Raw genomic sequence first — 17145 nt, forward strand, 5'->3', positions numbered from 1 at the left:
GGAACCGACGTCGCCGACTTGACCGGAAGCAGCGCAGTGTTGAGAATGATTCTCATGCGCTTCTCTTCCGGTCTCGTCACGCTCTCCGCCCTCGCCCTGCTGGCCTCCGGCTGCTCGGCCTTCAGCGACAGCGCGGACGACGACGGCACCACCAAGGTGGCCGCGGCGTTCTATCCGCTCGCCTACGTCGCCGAGCGGGTCTCCGAGGGCACCGACACGAAGGTCGACCTGCTCACCCACCCGGGCACCGAGCCACACGACCTCGAGCTCGACGTCAGCCAGACGGCCGTCGTGGTCGATGCCGACCTGGTCGTCTTCGAGTCCGGTTTCCAGCCCGCCGTCGACGACACCGTCGAGCAGAACGCCGACGGGGCCACCCTCGACGCGACGGACGTGGTCGACCTGCTGCCCGTCGACGAGTCGGCGGCCGAGCACGAGGAGCACGCCGAGGAGGAAGGCGGTGAGCACGACCACGGGGATGCCGACCCGCACTTCTGGCAGGACCCGCTGCGCATGGCCGACCTCGGCGACGCGATGGCCGAGAAGCTGGCAGATGTCGACGGCGACAACGCCGAGACGTACCGCACCAACGCCGCCGCCCTCCGCAAGGACCTCGAAGCCACCGACAAGGCCTTCAGCGCTGGCCTCGCCGACTGCGAGCGTGACACGATCGTGGTGTCCCACGACGCGTTCGGCTACCTGGAGAAGTACGGCCTCCACATCGCCTCGATCGTGGGGCTGTCCCCCGAGGCCGAGCCCACCGCCGCAGTCCTCGGCGAGCTGCAGGAACTGATCCGGACGGAAGGCATCACCACGGTGTTCAGCGAGCCCCTCGAGCCCGCGCTCGGCGAAGACCTTGCGACCGACCTCGGCCTCAGCAACGGCGTGCTCGACCCGATCGAGGGCCTGATCAAGGACGCACCCAAGGGCTCGGACTACCTTTCCCTGATGAACGCCAACCTGGAGACCCTCGTCTCCGCCAACGGTTGTCGATGACGACCGACGACACCACCCGCACGCCCGCTGTCGCCATCAGCAACGGCAGCGTCGCCCTGGGCGGGCGCCCGGTGCTGCGTCGGATCGACCTGGGCGTCGCGCCCGGCGAATTCGTCGCCCTCATGGGGGCCAACGGCTCCGGCAAGTCCACCCTCGTGCGCGCCCTCGTCGGTCTCCGGCCGTTGGCCGCCGGCGAGGTGCGGATGTTCGGCACACCCCTGGACGACTTCGACGACTGGTGCCGGATCGGCTACGTCCCCCAGCGCGCCACCGCGGCCGCCGGCGTCCCTGCCTCGGTCTGGGAGGTCGTGGCCGCCGGGCGGCTGACCCGCCGCCGCCTGCTGCGTCCGCTCTCACGTGCCGACCGGGCCGCGATCCACGACGCCCTCGAGATCGTCGGGCTCGCCGACCGGCGTCGCGAAGCGGTCAGCAACCTGTCCGGCGGGCAGCAGCAGCGGGTCCTCATCGCCCGCGCCCTCGCCGGTGAACCCGAGCTCTTCTTCCTCGACGAGCCGACAGCCGGCGTGGACCTGCCGAACCAGCAGGTGCTCGCCGAGACCCTCGCCCAGCTCAAGTCCCGCGGCGCCACGATCGTGCTGGTCGCCCACGAGCTCGGGCCGCTCGCGCCACTCGTCGACCGCGCCGTCGTGCTCCGCGACGGACGGATCGTGTACGACGGCGCTGCCCTGGCCGATCACGAGGTGCACCAGCCGTGGTTCGCCGAACCGCACACGCACCACCACCATCCTCACGACTCCGCGCCCAAGCAGACCGACCACGTACCCCACGTCGGCTCCCCCGTCGACCGACCCCGAGGTGAAGGTCGATGAGTCCCGCCGAGCTGTTCGCACTCCCCTTCATGCAGCGCGCCCTGATCGCCGCGCTGCTGACCGGCCTGGCCGCGCCGGCCATCGGCACGTTCCTGGTCCAGCGCCGGCTCGCCCTGATGGGCGACGGGATCGGCCACGTCGCGGTCACCGGTGTCGCCATCGGGCTGGTGACCAACACCTCCCCCACCTGGGCCGCCGTCGTGGTGGCGATCCTGGGCGCCGTGCTCATCGAAGTGATCCGTGAGCGCGGACAGACCAACGGTGACGTCGCCCTGGCGCTGCTGTTCTACGGCGGTCTCGCCGGCGGCATCCTCGTCAGTGGCATCGACGGCCAGAGCGCCTCGTCCCTGAACCGGTACCTCTTCGGTTCGCTGACGACCATCTCCGCCGACGACGTCATCGTCACCATGGTGCTGGCCATCGCCGTCGTGGGGCTGAGCGTGGGACTGGCGCCGCAGCTGTTCGCCGTGGCCCAGGACCAGGAGTTCGCCCGGGTCGCCGGCCTGCAGGTGCGGTTCTACAACGTGCTCGTCGCCATGCTCGCCGCCGTCAGTGTCACCGTCGCGATGCGCACGGTGGGGCTCCTGCTCGTCTCCGCGCTGATGGTGGTCCCCGTGGCGACCGCCCAACAACTGACCCGCTCGTTCCGTACGACGATCGGCGCCGCCATGGTGCTCGGTGTCTTCGCGTCGGTCGGCGGGCTCGTGGTGGCCACCTTCGCGTCGTACCAGGCCACCGTCGCGCCGGGTCCGACCATCGTCCTGCTCGCCCTCGCCTGCTACGTCGTGGCGTGGCCGATCGGGATCTGGAGCCGACGACGAGCGCGGCTCCGCGAGCCGTTCCCGGACGGCACGGTGCCGCTGCACGAGGCCTGTGACGAGCACCCGCACGCCCACGGCCCCGACTGCGGACACCTGGCCGTGCCGCACGACGACCACGTCGACTACGTCCACGACGGGCACCGGCACGCCGAGCACGGTGCGCACTACGACGAGCACTGACGCGCGTCGTACCAACCAGAATTGTCGTTGCAAGGCCCTCGGGACAGCAATTCTGGTCGGTGCGCCGACCCAGCTCAACCAGTTGGGTTGGGCTCCGCGCCGCCGTACCGCCGGTCACGGCGGGCGTAGGTGTCGATGGCCTGCCAGAGGTGGCGGCGGTCGACGTCGGGCCAGAGCACGTCGGTGAACACGAACTCCGAATAAGCCGCCTGATAGAGCATGAAGTTCGAGAGCCGCTGCTCCCCGGACGTGCGCCAGATCAGGTCGGCATCGGGGAGCTCGGGAACGTACAGGTAGCGCGCGAGCGTCCGCTCGTCGACCTTCTCCGGGTTGACCTTCCCCGCGGCGACGTCGCGAGCGAGCCCGCGGGCCGCGTCACCGAGCTCGGAGCGGCCGCCGTAGTTGACGCACATGGTGAGGGTGAGGACGTCGTTGTCCTTCGTCATCTCCTCGGCGACCTGGAGCTCCGTGATGACCGACTTCCACAGCTTCGGTGCCCGACCGGCCCAGCGGACCCGGACGCCGAGCTCGTGCATCTCATCGCGACGTCGGCGGATCACGTCGCGGTTGAATCCCATCAGGAACTTCACCTCGTCGGGGCTGCGCGACCAGTTCTCCGTCGAGAACGCGTACGCCGAGATCGCCTTCACGCCGATCTCGATCGCACCCTCGACGACGTCGAACAGGCTGGACTCGCCCTCCTCGTGGCCCTTCGTGCGCGGCAGGCCACGCTCCTTGGCCCAACGGCCGTTGCCGTCCATCACGATCGCGACGTGGTGCGGCACCAGCTCAGGCTGGATCGCGGGCGGAGCTGCGCCGGAGGGGTGCGGCGTCGGCGGCCGGACCTCGGTGCGACGGGCGGCGGTCGCCGCGGCGGCACGGGAGCGTCGGGTGGAGCGAGTCACAGGAGGCAGTCTGTCAGCGCTCGACGTAGGCCAGCGAACGCAGGCCCCGCTCGAGCTGCCACTGCACGAACACCGCGACCAGGCCGCTGGCCTCGCGGACGTGACGGGGGTCGGCGGCCTCGATGGTCGGCCAGTGGCCGGCGAGCAAGGCGCCGAGGAGGGTGAGGGTCTCGGGGGCAGGGGTGGCCGAGCCGGGGATCCGGCAGGTCGAGCACAGCACCCCGCCCATCGACGGGTTGAACCAGCGGTGGTGGCTGAGCTCGCCGGTCGCCATCACCGGCGGACGGCCGCAGTGGGCGCACTCCACGAACGCCGGGGCGTAGCCCGCGATGGCGAGGGCGCGCAGCAGGTACGAGTCGAGCACGTGGTGGGCGCCGCGCTCCCCCGCTGCCATCGCGTTGAGGCCACCGAGCAGGAGGCCGAACTGCTGGCGCGCCGGCTCCCGCTCCTCGACCACCAGACGTTCGGCGGTCTCGAGCATGACGGTGCCGGCGGTGTAGCGGTCGTAGTCGCGCCCGACCTGTGCGCCATAGGCGCCGCGGGTCTCGGCCTGCGTGATCGTGTCGAGGTTGCGCCCCTCGGCCAGCTGGAGGTCCACGTGTGTGAAGGGCTCGAGTCGCGAGCCCCACCGGGACGTCGTACGACGCACGCCCTTGGCCACCGCCCGGATCCGGCCGTTCTCGCGGGTCAGCAGCGTGATGATGCGGTCCGCTTCACCCAGCTTGTGGGTGCGCAGGACGATCGCTTCGTCACGGTAGAGCGGCACTCCCCCATTGTGGCGCCCGCCTCCGACAGGAGCCGGGCACCACTCCGGAGATCAGCCTCGGTAGATGCGCGGGGACAGCGCGAGGTTCTCCCGCACGGTGCCCCGCAACGCGTCGTCGCCGAACTCGCCGAACTCACCGTCAGGGTTGCTCGACGTGACGCCGACCCCGACCCGGACCAGGCTCGGCCGGCCGATGCAGGCACGCGGCACCACGAGACGGACGACGCGGCCGTCGAGCGTGCGGGAGAGGCCGGAGCAGCGGACCTTGTTCCCCTTCGCGTTGAGGAGGACGAGCCCACGGATGTCACCGATGCGCAGCATCGTGAGGTCGAACCGGGCCACGCGCGTGCGGATGTCGGCGAAGACCGCCCAGTCGGTGGCCGGCAGCGCCTGCTTGAGCGTGATCCGGAAGACGAGGTGGGTGCGGGAGTGCGTGACGTTGGTGCGGACCACGTCGCCGATCACCCGGTCGGGGACCGGGGTGGCGGCATCCTCCGTGAACTGGTGGACGTCGCCGGCGGGGTCGGTGTGGCTCCAGGTGCCGGCGTGGGCACCGCCCGCCGATCCGAGGGTGAGGGCGCCTGCAGCGGCGACGACCACGGCCATCCGACGGAGTCCGGGCATGCCAAAGCGACGAGAGAGAGGGGTGTTCATGGGCCCACCCTTTCAGCGAACGGGCCGCCGGGTCGGCGAATCAGCGAACCCGGGACCAAAGTCCCGGCCCGGACTCGTGATCCAACTGCTGACCGATCAGGAGGAGCGGGTACGACGGTTCCGCAGCCCCGGACGCGCGCACTCACGGGCGAAGCGGGTCACGACCAGGTCGAGCCGCTCGGGGCGGCGTCGCCACTCCAGCGGCGCAGAAGCGTGCTCGATCGTGGACCCGGCGATCTCGCCGGCCAGCAGCTCCGCATCGGCGACCGGGTGGAACGGGTCGCCCGAGCGGGCCAGGACCAGCGTCGGTGCGGTGATCGCCGCGCGCTCGACCGACGAGGGGGCGAACCGTCCGAAGAGCACACCGTGAGCAGCCGCGGCGACCACGCCGGGGCGCTGGTCGAACGTGTCGAGGGCGATCCGGAGCCACGGCGGCAGCAACCGGCGCGGAACCGGTCGCGTCGCCGTCCGCAGCGCCGTCACCGAGAGCGGCAGGTACCGCGCGGCCAGGAGCACGGGGGTCAGCAGCGCCATCTGCACGGCCAGCGCGTTGTCGAGCACCGGACCGTCCAGGACCAGGCCGGAGACCCGCTCGGGGGCGATCGCCGCCACCTCGAGGGCGACGTTCGCACCGAGCGAGCTGCCACCGATGACCGCGCGGGACGCACCCATGTGGTCGAGCAGTGCGACGACCTGCTCCGCGTACGCGGTCACCGAGTAGGACAGCGGGTCCTCGGGACGGTCGGACCGGCCGTGCCCGAGGGGGTCGAGCACGACGACGTGCAGGCCGGATGACGCGAGAGCGCGCGCCGCGTGGGCGTGCACCCGGCGCGACACCAGCAACGGCGGCACGAGCACGACCCAGGCGTCACCGCCGCCGTACTCGGTGAACTCCAGGCGGTCGCGTCCGCGTGGCCCCTCGATGAAGCACTGGCCGACCATCTCCGAGGCCAACGCGGCGCGACCCATGCTCAGGCTCCCGTCGGGGACGACGGAATCGTGATGGCCTGGGCCCGGTTGGCCGCGCACACCACCGCACGCAGGGAGGCGGTCACGATGTTGTGGTGGATGCCGATGCCCCAGACGATCTCGCCGGCGATCTCGCACTCGACGTACGCCGCTGCGACCGCGTCGCCTCCTGAGGAGAGGGCGTGCTCAGCATAGTCGAGGACCCGGATGTCGGCACCCGCCTGGCGCATGCCGTCGACGAAGGCCGCGACCGGACCGTTGCCCATCCCCGTGAAGGACTGCTCCTCACCACGGACGACCATCGTGACTTCCTGGCGGTCGTCACCTTCCTGGTCGGTCGTCGACGAGAACGCCACGAGGCTGTAGGGCTCCTCGCGGTCGAGGTACTCCGTGCGGAAGATCGACCAGATCTCGTCCGGCGTCACCTCGCCGCCCTGGGCATCGGTGCGCTGCTGGATGACCCGGCTGAACTCGATCTGTGCGCGCCGCGGCAGGTCGAGGCTGTGCTCGGCCTTGAGGACGTAGGCGACGCCGCCCTTGCCGGACTGGCTGTTCACGCGGATCACGGCCTCGTAGGTGCGGCCGACGTCCTTCGGGTCGATCGGGAGGTACGGCGCCTCCCACGGGATCTCGCCGACCGGCTTGCCCTGCTCGGCAGCGATCCGGTCGAGGTCCTCCAGACCCTTCTTGATCGCGTCCTGGTGCGAGCCGGAGAACGCGGTGTAGACGAGGTCACCGGCGTACGGGTGCCGCGGGTGCACAGGCAGCTGCGTGCAGTACTCCACCGTGCGGCGGACCTCGTCGATGTCGGACAGGTCGACCTGGGGGTCGATGCCTTGGCTGAACAGGTTCATCGCCAGGGTGACCAGGTCGACGTTGCCGGTGCGCTCGCCGTGGCCGAACAGACAGCCCTCGACCCGGTCCGCACCGGCCATCAGCGCCAGCTCGGTGGCCGCGACGGCGGTGCCGCGGTCGTTGTGCGGGTGCAGGCTGATCGCGGAGTGCTCGCGGCGGCTCAGCTGGCGCGAGAAGTACTCGATCTGGTCGGCGTAGGTGTTCGGCGTCGACATCTCGACGGTCGCGGGCAGGTTGAGGATGATCTCGCGACCCTCCTCGGGCTGCCACACGTCAGAGACCCGCTCGCACACCTCGATCGCGAAGTCGGTGGGTGTCTGGGTGAAGATCTCCGGGCTGTACTGGTAGCCGAAGTCGGTGCCCTCGAGCAGGTTCTCGGCGTGCTTCATCACCCACTCGGTGCCGCGGGTCGCGATCGCGATGCACTCGGCCTCGCTCACGCCGAACACCACCCGCTGGAACAACGGGGCGGTCGCGTTGTAGAGGTGGACGGTCGCCTTGTCGGCGCCGGCGAGCGACGAAACGGTCCGTTCGATCAGGTCCTCGCGGGCCTGGGTCAGCACCGAGATCCGGACGTCGTCGGGGATCTTGTCGCCCTCGACGAGCTGGCGCACGAAGTCGAAGTCGGTCTGGCTCGCGGCCGGGAACCCGACCTCGATCTCCTTGTAGCCCATCTTCACGAGGAGCTCGAACATCTTCATCTTGCGCGAGGGACTCATCGGGTCGATGAGCGCTTGGTTGCCGTCACGCAGGTCGGTGGACAGCCACCGCGGCGCGCGGGTGATCTTCTGGTCCGGCCAGGTGCGGTCCGGCACGGTGACGGGCTCGAAGGCCCGGTAACGCTCGAACGGCATCCCGCTCGGCTGCTGGTTCGGGATGGTGATGCGGTGGGTCATGACATTCCTCGGCTGGTCTTGCAGGGGCGCCGGGCGCGCGACTCTCTCTCCGCAACGAGGGGGTCCGGCTGGCTGTGCCTGATTAGGCGGGGACCTCGCTGCGGCCGCTAAGGAGAAGGGCTCGCATCATCATGACGCCCCACTCTAACAGGATCGGTCGCCGCTGCGGCCGGGGCTAGTCTCGTTTCGTGGCCAGTCTGCTGATCGTGCACCACTCCCCGACCCGGTCGATGCAGGCGTTGCTCGACCAGGTGGTCGCCGGCGCGCACGACGAGGAGGTGCAGTCGGGCGCGGGGGTTGAGGTCGTCGTACGACCTGCGCTGGAGGCGACGGCCGAGGACGTCCTCGCCGCCGACGGCTACCTCCTCGGCACGACCGCCAACTTCGGCTACATGAGCGGGGCGCTCAAGCACTTCTTCGACTCGACCTTCCTGTCCATCGGCGGCTCGCTCGACCCGACCGGAGCACCCGGTGACGCGAGCGACGCCACCGGCTCGACCGCGGGCCGGCCCTACGGCCTGTGGCTGCACGGTCGCTACGACCTGACCGGCGCCCAGCGCTCGGTCGAGTCGATCGTCGGTGCGCTCGGCTGGCGGCAGGGGTACGACGTCCTCGGGGTCCTCGGCGAGGTGGACGACGCCGCGAACGAAGCCGCGTACACCCTGGGCGCTACCATCGCGGCACTGCTGACCGCATGAGAAGGGAGCCCACGCGATGACGCAGCGACGCGCCGTCGCCGTACTCCTGCTCGGTCTGCTCACGTTCGCGAGTGGCCTGCTCACGGCCTGCGGCGCCGAGGACCAGGGCGGCAACACCGACCCCGACCTCGTGGACGCCACCGCGCTCCCGGAGAACGGCCTGTGCCGCAACCTGACGCCCGATGACGTGGCCCGGCCGGCCAACGCGACCGAGACCATCGACTGCGCCAAGAAGCACACCGCCGAGACGTTCGTGACCGGTGAGCTCCCCGCCACGTTCGACGACGTCGAGTACGACGACACCGAGCTGGCCACCTACGCCTACACCACGTGCTCCACGCAGTTCGCTGCGTTCGTCGGTGCCGACGAGAGCCTGGTCCTGCGCACCACCATCAGCTGGGCCTGGTTCCGCCCCTCGGAGAAGGCCTGGGGCAAGGGCGCCCGCTGGTACCGCTGCGACGTCGTCGGCGGCAATGCCTCGAGCCCCGAGTACCGACCGCTCCCGGAGACCGCGAAGGGGATGCTGTCAGGCAGGCCCAACGACGCGTGGTTGAGCTGTGCCCGCGGAGCATCGGTCGCGGAGGGCGAGAAGGTGCCGTGCGCACAGAAGCACGACTGGCGTGCGGTCACGACGGTCAAGCTCGGCAAGCCGACGGACGAGTACCCCGGCGACCGCGTCATGGAGAGCCGCACCCGGTCCTTCTGCGCCCAGTCGGTCAAGGCCTGGCTGAACTACCCCGCGGAGTTCGAGTACGGCTTCACCTTCTTCCACCGTGCCGAGTGGGACGCCGGCATACGGCGCTCTGTCTGCTGGGCGAGGAGCGCCAAGTGACACGTCGCAGGCGTGCCCGGCTCCGTGGCGGGCTGCTGGGATCGGTTGTCCTGGTCCTGGCGGTGACGCTGACGGCCTGCAGCGGCGACGACGGCAAGGGCGACCCGGACGCCGCTGAACCCACCGCGACCCAGACCGTCGCAGCCGCTCCGCCCGCGGCTCCCAAGGCCGGCGCCTGCTACCCGCTGCCGTTCGAGACCGCCGTCGCCCCGACCTCCGAGATCGGACCGGTGGCCTGCACCGCCGGCCACACGAGCGAGACCGTGGCGGTCGGCACCATCAATGCCGTCGTCGACGGTCACCTGGTCGCCGTGGACTCCGAGCGGGTCCAGGCGCAGGTCGCGAGCGCCTGCCCGCAGGCTCTGATCAAGTACGTCGGCGGGACCCGCGAACGCCTTCGTCTCAGCATGATCCGCCCGGTGTGGTTCACGCCCACCGTCAAGGACTCCGACGCGGGCGCCGAGTGGTACCGCTGCGACGCAGTCGTCCTGGCCGGTACGTCGACCCTCGCCCAGCTCACGACCAGCCTCAAGGGCGTGCTGGGCAAGCGCAAGGTCAGCGACCGGTTCGCCATGTGCGGCACGGCTGCCCCGGATGCGAAGAACTTCGAACGCGTGCCCTGCTCGGCCCGGCACAAGTGGCGTGCCATCGACGTCGTGGTCTTCGACGAGGGCAAGTACCCCGGCGAGAAGAAGGTCCGTGCGGCCGGCCGCGGCCAGTGCGAGGACGCCGCGGCCGACACCGCCAAGGACCCGCTCGTCTTCGAGTGGGGCTACGAGTGGCCGACCGCCGAGCAGTGGTCGATGGGCCAGAAGTTCGGCCGCTGCTGGGCGATTGGGTAACGCTAGAAACCGAGCTTTCGCAACTGGCGCGGGTCGCGCTGCCAGTCCTTGGCAACCTTGACGTGCAGGTCGAGGTAGACCGGGGTGCCGAGCAGGGCCTCGATCTGCTTGCGGGCAACGGTGCCGACCTCGCGCAGGCGGGCGCCCTTGTGGCCGATCATGATCCCCTTCTGTGAGTCGCGTTCGACGTACAAGTTGGCGTGGATGTCGAGCAGCGGCCGGTCCGCGTCGCGGCCCTCGCGCAGGCCCATCTCCTCGACCACGACGGCGATCGAGTGCGGGAGCTCGTCGCGGACGCCTTCGAGCGCGGCCTCCCGGATCAGCTCGGCAGCGAGGATCTCCTCGGGTGCATCCGTGAGGTCACCGTCCGGGTAGAGCGGCGGGCCCTCGGGCATCAACGCGACGAGGAGGTTGCCCAGCAGCTCGATCTGGTCGCCGCTCACCGAGGACACCGGCACGATCTCGGCCCAGTCGGTGCCGGTCTCGACACCCAGCGCGACGATGTCGCCCAGGTGCTCGGCGATGCGCTCGGGCGTCGCGACGTCGGTCTTGGTGACCACCGCGATCTTCGTCGTACGACGGACCTTGGCCAGCTCGTTGACGAGGAACGTGTCGCCGGGACCGATCTTCTCGTCGGCCGGGAAGCAGACCGCGACCACGTCGACCTCGGCCCACGTGGTCTTCACCAGGTCGTTGAGCCGCTCGCCCAGCAACGTCCGGGGCCGGTGCAGACCGGGGGTGTCGACGAGCACGAGCTGACCGTCGGCGCGGTGCACGATGCCACGCACCACGGTCCGCGTGGTCTGCGGCTTGTCGGAGGTGATCACGATCTTCTGCCCGACCAGCGCGTTGGTCAGCGTGGACTTGCCGACGTTGGGGCGACCGACGAAGCAGGCGAAGCCGCTGCGGTAGTTGTCGGGAAGGTTGAGGGAGCCGAACATCGCCGGGGCCGGTGCGGGCGGCGGCAGCGCCCCGAAGTCCTCGTCGAACTCGTCGTCGTCCGTGTCGATCTCGTCGCCGAAGTCGTCGCTCATTGCTGTGCTCCCTGTGCTGCGTCGTAATCGGCCCAGATCTCGTCGTCTGACTTCCCTGCGGCCTTGCCTGCGCGCCAGATCGGACCGGGATCAACGGCGCGAGGCTGCCGTCGGGTCACCGCCCGCCAGTAGCCCATCACGTCGTAGTGCGTGCTGGGGAGCTTGCGCTCGCGCATCACGTGCTTGCGGATCGCCCGCATCTGCGCGGACTCCCCCGCCATCCAGAAGTAGCCGTCGCCCTCGGGCCAGTCGAGACCCTCGACGATCTCGGCCAAACGGCTCTCGCCGTCACCGGGCTGCCAGGTGACGTCGGCCCCCTCGGGGAAGTAGCCCTCGATCCGCGAGTCGGCCGGCACCTCGGCCACGATCCGGGTCGGCAGCGAAGCCCCCTGGGTCGCGGCGATGCGGGCCATGGCCGGCAGCGCGGTCAGGTCACCCACGAGGAGCAGCCAGGCGGCATCGACCGGCGGCAGGAACGAGCCCTTCGCCTCGGTGATCGTCACCCGCTGTCCGACCGGGTCGGTCAGCGCCCACTCGGTGACCAGCCCGACCTCGTGGACCACGACGTCGAGGACCAGCGTGCTGTCCTCGACCGAACGGACCGTGTAGTAACGGCTCTGGAACTGCCCGGGCACGATCAGCCCGACCCACTCGTCGGCGATGCCGGTGGAGACGAAGCCGGGCACGTCCAGGGTCAGGCGCACCAGGTGCGGGGTCAACTGCTCGCGCGCGACCACTTCGGCGTCGTACTGCTGGGCCCTGGTGCTCACCCGCGAAGGTTATCGGGGTTTGGAGCCTCGACTAGAAACGGTGCCGCAGCGGGTAGCCGCTCGCCCCCTCACCGTTGGTCTTCGTCGCCAGCACGTGGTGGAGCTGGATCTCGTTGCGCTCGAAGGACAACCGCGACCCGGCCATGTAGAGGCCCCACACGCGAGCGGTGTTCTCCCCGACCTCGGCAACGCACTCGTCCCAGTTCTCCGCGAGGTTGCGGCACCAGCCAGCGAGGGTGCGGGCGTAGTGCTCGCGGATGTTCTCGTGGTGCTGCACCTCGAACCCGGCATCCTCGATCGAGGCGACGATCGTGCCGGAGCCGGTCAGCTCGCCGTCCGGGAAGACGTAGCGGTCGATGAAGGCACCGGTGTCGGTCGGGCGGTTGTGGGCGCGGGTGATGCAGTGGTTGAGCAGGCGACCCTCGGGAGCGAGGCGGTCGTGCAGGAAGCCGAAGTACGACGGGTAGTTCTTGATGCCGATGTGTTCGGTCAGCCCGATCGAGCTGATCGCGTCGAACCCGGTCTCCTCGAGCAGCCGGTAGTCCAGGTGGCGCACCTCCGCAAGGTGGTCCAGCCGCTGCCGCTTGATCTCCTGCCGCGCCCAGAACGCCTGTTCCTCGGAGAGGGTGACGCCGAGCGCCTTCACGCCGTACTCGCGCGCCGCGTGGCGGACCATCCCGCCCCAGCCGCAACCGACGTCGAGCAGGCGCTGTCCGGGCTTCAGGTCGAGCTTGCGGGCGATCAGGTCGTACTTCTCGAACTGCGCCTCCTCGAGGGTGGCGTCATCGGTCGGATAGACCGCGCAGGTGTAGGTCATCGAGGGGCCGAGGACGAGCTCGTAGAACCGGTTCGAGACGTCGTAGTGGTGACTGATCGCTTCGGCGTCGCGTCCCAGGCTGTGCCGCACGCCGTCGATCACCCGCCGCACCCGACCGGGCGCCTCCTGAGGGGGCGGGGGCGGCGGCAGGAACCGGCTGAGGCCGAGGGTCCGCACCAGCATGAGGGCATCGGTCGGCGACGGCCGGCGGAACTTGATGCCCTCCTTGAGGGCCACCAGCATCGGGTAGGGATCGCCCGGGTGGGCGCCCTCGAGGATCAGGTCGCCGGCGACGTACGCGCGCGCCAGCGCCAGGTCCGGGTCGACGCTGCTCACGAGGTAGGACAGCCCGCGCTCGGTGGCGAGGTGGAAGTGGAAGGGAGCATCGTCGGGCCCGATCGAGCTGCCGTCGTACGCCGTGAAGCGCAGGGGCAGCTCGTCGGCGATCACCATGCCGAAAGCGTCGGCGATGGTCAGGGCGGGGATGCGCACCTTTGGTGCCTGGCGGATTGTCATCGGCTCCTCACTGCCTTGTCGTAGAGGGTGGTCAAGCGGTCGTCGGGATCGAACTGGCGCTTCACCACCGCCAGGTGGGTGGTGTTGTAGAGCGCGTCAAAGGTCTCGCGGTCGTAGAAGGCCTCGGAGTACAGCGACTTGTGGCCGCCGAGCTCGTGCACCTTGGCCTCGATCGCGCGGTTGCGTGGGGAGTCCGTCGCGTCGGGACCGACGTGGACCGTGCCCCAGAAGCCGACGTTGACGTAGAGCCGCCCCGGTTCGAGCGGGTACGACGGCCACTGGGCCCCGTTGGTCGAGCCTGTCGAGACCAGGGGGCACAGCCAGACGGGGCGCATCCCGATCTCCTCGTCGAACCAGGCGAGGAACTCCCCCAGCCGCTCGACCGGCACCTCGACGTCCTGCACGACCCGTTCGCGCTGGGGTCGGCCGGCGCGGCGGTCGAGACGGTCGGCGATCCCGAACCGCCGGTCGAGGTGCAGCAGCCGCATGTAGACGTCGGAACGGCGCAGGCGGCGCGGCCAGAACCGGCGGATCCGTGGGTCCTGCGCACCGAAGGCGCCCGAGCACCAGAACCAGTCGGTGTCCCAGCGCCAGAGGTAGTCGTAGGTGGTGAGGCGGTCGCGGTCGCACGTCTCCAGCGAACGGAAGTAGATGTCCTGGCCGGCGTAGTCGGACGTGGGTCCGGGCTCGTCGGTCCAGCGCGCGATGGTCAGCACGTGCTCACCCGGCCCGAAGGAGACTCCGTCGAGTCCGTGGACCGGCTCGCCGTCGTACTCCTGGGTGGCGGCGATCTCGCTCATCGTCTTCACCAGGAGGTCGGCGTCGTCGAACTTCAGGTGGTGGAGAGCGACGAAGGACGGCACGGGGGCCAGTCGGATGCGCAGCCGGGTGGCGTAGCCCAGCGAGCCGTAGGAATTCGGGAAGGCGTCGAACAGGTCGTCGCCGGGTCGGGTCGTGACGACCTCGCCGGCGCCGGTGAAGACGTCCATCTCGACCACCGACTCGTGCGGCAGGCCGAGGCGGAAGCTCGTCGACTCGATGCCCAGACCGGTGACCGCGCCGCCGAGGGTGATGGTGCGCAGCTGCGGGACGACGTACGGAACCAGGCCGTGCGGGAGAGTCGCGTCGACCAGCGACTCGTAGGTGCACATGCCCTGCACCTCGGCGACCGGTCCGTCCTCGCTGTCGGCGAGGACCTCGATCACGCCGTCGAGGCCGCTGACGTCCAGGCCCGGCGCCGTGGACGCCGTACGCGCGCGGAACAGGTTGGTGGTGCGCTTCGCGAGGCGCACGGGGGCACCGGACGGCAGGGCTGCGTACGACGACGACAGCCGATCAACGGCGTCCTGGTGCTGGTGCCAGCCGCGATCTGTCACACCATGAATCTACCCCGCAGTGGTGACGAGCGGGTTTCAGGACGTGAAGGAATTCCCGATCATGCCGCGCGCATCGCCCAGGTGGATCGCGACGCCGTCGGGTCCGGAGAAGTCCTGCAGCACGGCCTCATCGGGCTCGGTCAGGTCGTCCGCGCCCCCGAGGACGACGCAGGCGTCGACGCCCGTGGAGCCCGAGGCCACGGCCATCGCCACCACCGCCTGGACGGCGGTCAGCTTCAGCGAGGGGAGGTCCACGGTCGCCGCAGCGTAGGTGCGTCCGTCGGTGTCACGCACCGCTGCACCCTCCGCAGCGTTGATGCGAGCGCGGGTGGCGCGGGCAAGCGTGACGAGCTTCTGATCCTCGGACGACAGGTCGGACATGGGTCGAGTATCACTGACGGCATGATGGACCTCATGCCTGCCTACTGGATCAGCACGTACCCCGAGGTCTACGACGCGGACAAGGTCGCGGCGTACGCCGCCCTCGCCGGCCCCGCTCTGACCGGAGCCGGCGGTCGTTTCCTCGCCCGGGGCATGCCGGAACAGGTCTACGAGGCAGGGCTCAACACCCGCACGATCGTCATCGAGTTCGAGAGCGTCGACGCTGCGCGTGCGGCTCACGACTCCGAGGCCTACCAGGAGGCGCTGGCTGCGCTCGACGGCGGAGCAGCACGGGACCTGCGGATCGTTCCTGGCGCCTGAGCGCATGGCTGACGTGATCCTGGGGCCGGCGGGCAGCACCGTGCTCGTCGACCTCGACATCTGTGTGAAGACAGGACGCGTCACCGACGAACGCGTCACGCTGCGCGGTCAGACCACGCCGTCGTGGGTCACGCTGCTGCTGCTCTGCTCGATCGTCGGCTTCCTGTTCGCGGCGATGATGACCTCACGCCGGTACCGCGTGACGCTGCCGTTCTCCCACGCGGCCCATGACCGCTGGAGCGGCAACAGGCGCCTTGCAGTGCTCGTGGGACTGGCCGGTGTTGCTGTCCTGGTCGCAGCGGCCACGGTCGGAGACGACTTCTCCGGGCTGTTGGCCGGCGTCGGCGGCGCCTTCGTCGCGGGCGGACTCGGGCTGGGTGTGCTGAACGCCGCGAGGAACACCGTGGGCGTCCACGTGCGACGTGACGACCTGGTGCTCACCAGGGCTCATCCGCTCTTCGTCGAGGCCGTCAAGGCTGCATCGGTCGAGCCGCTGTCGAGCTAACGGCACAGATGCGATTCGCCCGGCGCCGATGCCCGCAGATCGCATCGCACGGCGCTCTGCGCCGGTCACGGGTTCGCCTGCGGTCGCTCCGTGACAGCGGGCGCCCCCCGGCCGAGTTGCTCGCTGGGTGCGGTCGCCGCGTGCCGGAAAGCGCGCTCAGCGGCAGATCCGTGCGGTCCTCCGTGTGACGGTGATGGCACTCCACCGGTTGGGCAGAAATGGCGCAGACCAGGCCATTCCGGACGCCAATTCCGCCCAACCAGGCTGAGACGTCAGCCCGCGCGGCCGGCGGCCGTCCCATCAGCCTCACATCGGCATGTGCGCGCGTCAGGCGAGGGCCACTGACGCGCCCCGGGCATGCCACAGGCCCCGCCGATGAGCGGGGTGCTGGGCACTCGAGCTATTCGCCGGGGTCCGGTGAGCGTGGTGGGTCGAGGGCTCGGGTGCCGTCGGGTCCGACGAGGAAGTGTCGGCCATGGGGGCTGGTCCACAGGTAGAAACCAGGCAGGACGATCACGTAGCGCCACCGGGAGAAGGTCTTGGCGCGGTGATGTCGTCGACACAGGGCAACCAAATTGCAGGGACAGGTCTGCCCACCTTGGCCGTGGGGTTTCGCATGGTCGACGTCGCAAGCGGTGGCTTGCTTCGGGCAGCCGGGGAACCGGCAGGTGTGATCTCTGAGTTCGACTCGGCGGCGGATGCGGTCGGGGATCTCGTACGAATCGACCGGGACGCAGTCCTTGAGGTCGATGACGGGGCGCACGATGACGGTGGTGTCGCGTGCGCGGAGCCATTCCTTGATCTGCGCCGTGGAGATCGGGACCTGCTTGTCGGCCCACCGCCCCACCGGATTCGCGACCGGGTTCGGGTCGGGCTTCACGAACGGGTTCTCGGACTCGTTGCCTGTCTCGTCGTCGTTGAGGGTGGTGTCGGTGATGTGGACGTTGAGGACGACCTTGCGACCGGGTGACTGCGCGATGACTTCACCGGTTTCTTCGTCGGCGAAGAGCAGGTCCAGGGAGAGGTCCTGGCGGGCGAGGTCGCCGGCTGCCTTGGAGCGGCGGACGTCGAACGAATCGGTATCACCCAGCTTGCCTCGGACGATCGCGCGGCGGGTGAGGGCCTGGTCGAGGTCGTGGGCATCGGCGCCGTCCATCAGGCTGTGGGACTCGACCTGGCCG

19 protein-coding genes are annotated in these 17145 nt (G+C 70.0%); 8 read left to right on the forward strand and 11 right to left on the reverse strand.

Annotated features, from left to right (window positions below):
* Positions 1-54: 54 nt before the first annotated feature.
* From ASD84_RS24475 to ASD84_RS24485, 3 genes are read left to right on the forward strand one after another with little or no spacing between them, the layout of a single operon-like run.
* Complete coding sequence (locus ASD84_RS24475) at positions 55-996, forward strand: metal ABC transporter substrate-binding protein (RefSeq protein WP_156392214.1); 942 nt, start codon at positions 55-57, stop codon at positions 994-996.
* Positions 993-1826: a metal ABC transporter ATP-binding protein gene (locus tag ASD84_RS24480; protein WP_056717002.1), complete on the forward strand. Its 834-nt coding sequence runs from the start codon at positions 993-995 to the stop codon at positions 1824-1826. The genes ASD84_RS24475 and ASD84_RS24480 overlap by 4 nt, the downstream gene beginning before the upstream one ends.
* Positions 1823-2827 carry a metal ABC transporter permease gene (locus tag ASD84_RS24485; protein WP_056717003.1) on the forward strand — a complete coding sequence of 335 codons (1005 nt, stop codon included), beginning with the start codon at positions 1823-1825 and terminating at the stop codon, positions 2825-2827. The genes ASD84_RS24480 and ASD84_RS24485 overlap by 4 nt, the downstream gene beginning before the upstream one ends.
* A gap of 74 nt (positions 2828-2901) precedes the next feature.
* Here the strand turns inward: ASD84_RS24485 and ASD84_RS24490 are convergent, their stop codons facing one another.
* From ASD84_RS24490 to leuA, 5 genes are all read right to left on the reverse strand, one after another.
* Positions 2902-3732, reverse strand: coding sequence for an isoprenyl transferase (locus tag ASD84_RS24490; RefSeq protein ID WP_056717005.1), 831 nt, complete (start codon positions 3730-3732; stop codon positions 2902-2904).
* A gap of 13 nt (positions 3733-3745) precedes the next feature.
* The gene (gene recO / locus ASD84_RS24495; RefSeq protein WP_056717008.1) at positions 3746-4498 is read right to left on the reverse strand and encodes a DNA repair protein RecO; all 753 of its coding nucleotides are present in this window, start codon (positions 4496-4498) and stop codon (positions 3746-3748) included.
* A gap of 51 nt (positions 4499-4549) precedes the next feature.
* Complete coding sequence (locus tag ASD84_RS24500) at positions 4550-5152, reverse strand: hypothetical protein (RefSeq protein WP_156392216.1); 603 nt, start codon at positions 5150-5152, stop codon at positions 4550-4552.
* 96 nt (positions 5153-5248) lie between these two features.
* Positions 5249-6121 (reverse strand): alpha/beta fold hydrolase, encoded by an 873-nt coding sequence (locus ASD84_RS24505; RefSeq protein WP_235531209.1) that lies wholly within the window; start codon positions 6119-6121, stop codon positions 5249-5251.
* 2 nt (positions 6122-6123) lie between these two features.
* Complete coding sequence (leuA, locus tag ASD84_RS24510; RefSeq protein ID WP_056717012.1) at positions 6124-7872, reverse strand: 2-isopropylmalate synthase; 1749 nt, start codon at positions 7870-7872, stop codon at positions 6124-6126.
* A 188-nt stretch (positions 7873-8060) separates the two neighbouring features.
* On the opposite strand from leuA, the gene ASD84_RS24515 reads away from it, so the two are divergent.
* The 3 genes from ASD84_RS24515 to ASD84_RS24525 are packed head-to-tail and all read left to right on the forward strand — an operon-like array spanning position 8061 to position 10244.
* Complete coding sequence (locus ASD84_RS24515) at positions 8061-8570, forward strand: flavodoxin family protein (RefSeq protein WP_082574029.1); 510 nt, start codon at positions 8061-8063, stop codon at positions 8568-8570.
* A 16-nt stretch (positions 8571-8586) separates the two neighbouring features.
* Positions 8587-9402: a septum formation family protein gene (locus ASD84_RS24520; protein WP_056717014.1), complete on the forward strand. Its 816-nt coding sequence runs from the start codon at positions 8587-8589 to the stop codon at positions 9400-9402.
* On the forward strand, positions 9399-10244 hold the full coding sequence (locus ASD84_RS24525) for a septum formation family protein (RefSeq protein ID WP_056717017.1): 846 nt from the start codon (positions 9399-9401) through the stop codon (positions 10242-10244). The genes ASD84_RS24520 and ASD84_RS24525 overlap by 4 nt, the downstream gene beginning before the upstream one ends.
* A gap of 2 nt (positions 10245-10246) precedes the next feature.
* Here the strand turns inward: ASD84_RS24525 and era are convergent, their stop codons facing one another.
* Genes era through ASD84_RS24550 form a run of 5 tightly spaced genes read right to left on the reverse strand, consistent with a single transcriptional unit; the run spans position 10247 to position 15138 of the window.
* The gene (era, locus tag ASD84_RS24530) at positions 10247-11278 is read right to left on the reverse strand and encodes a GTPase Era (protein WP_414858613.1); all 1032 of its coding nucleotides are present in this window, start codon (positions 11276-11278) and stop codon (positions 10247-10249) included.
* Positions 11275-12048 (reverse strand): siderophore-interacting protein, encoded by a 774-nt coding sequence (locus ASD84_RS24535; protein WP_056717019.1) that lies wholly within the window; start codon positions 12046-12048, stop codon positions 11275-11277. Before ASD84_RS24535 ends, era begins: the two co-directional genes overlap by 4 nt.
* Before the next feature lie 31 nt (positions 12049-12079).
* Positions 12080-13357: a cyclopropane-fatty-acyl-phospholipid synthase family protein gene (locus ASD84_RS24540; protein ID WP_321164052.1), complete on the reverse strand. Its 1278-nt coding sequence runs from the start codon at positions 13355-13357 to the stop codon at positions 12080-12082.
* Between the two features lie 20 nt (positions 13358-13377).
* Positions 13378-14757 carry an FAD-binding oxidoreductase gene (locus ASD84_RS24545; protein ID WP_056717023.1) on the reverse strand — a complete coding sequence of 460 codons (1380 nt, stop codon included), beginning with the start codon at positions 14755-14757 and terminating at the stop codon, positions 13378-13380.
* Positions 14758-14793: 36 nt separating this feature from the next.
* Positions 14794-15138: a hypothetical protein gene (locus ASD84_RS24550; RefSeq protein ID WP_056717025.1), complete on the reverse strand. Its 345-nt coding sequence runs from the start codon at positions 15136-15138 to the stop codon at positions 14794-14796.
* 33 nt (positions 15139-15171) lie between these two features.
* Between ASD84_RS24550 and ASD84_RS24555 the strand changes: the two genes are divergently transcribed.
* Positions 15172-15459 carry a DUF1330 domain-containing protein gene (locus ASD84_RS24555; RefSeq protein ID WP_056717041.1) on the forward strand — a complete coding sequence of 96 codons (288 nt, stop codon included), beginning with the start codon at positions 15172-15174 and terminating at the stop codon, positions 15457-15459.
* Between the two features lie 4 nt (positions 15460-15463).
* Positions 15464-15964, forward strand: coding sequence for a hypothetical protein (locus ASD84_RS24560; RefSeq protein WP_056717028.1), 501 nt, complete (start codon positions 15464-15466; stop codon positions 15962-15964).
* A gap of 400 nt (positions 15965-16364) precedes the next feature.
* On the opposite strand, the gene ASD84_RS24565 is transcribed toward ASD84_RS24560, so the two are convergent.
* Positions 16365-17145 (reverse strand): HNH endonuclease signature motif containing protein (locus tag ASD84_RS24565; RefSeq protein ID WP_162251593.1); only part of this gene is annotated, 781 nt, incomplete at its 5' end.

The sequence above is a fragment of the Nocardioides sp. Root682 genome (genome assembly GCF_001427795.1).
GTDB lineage: Bacteria > Actinomycetota > Actinomycetes > Propionibacteriales > Nocardioidaceae > Nocardioides.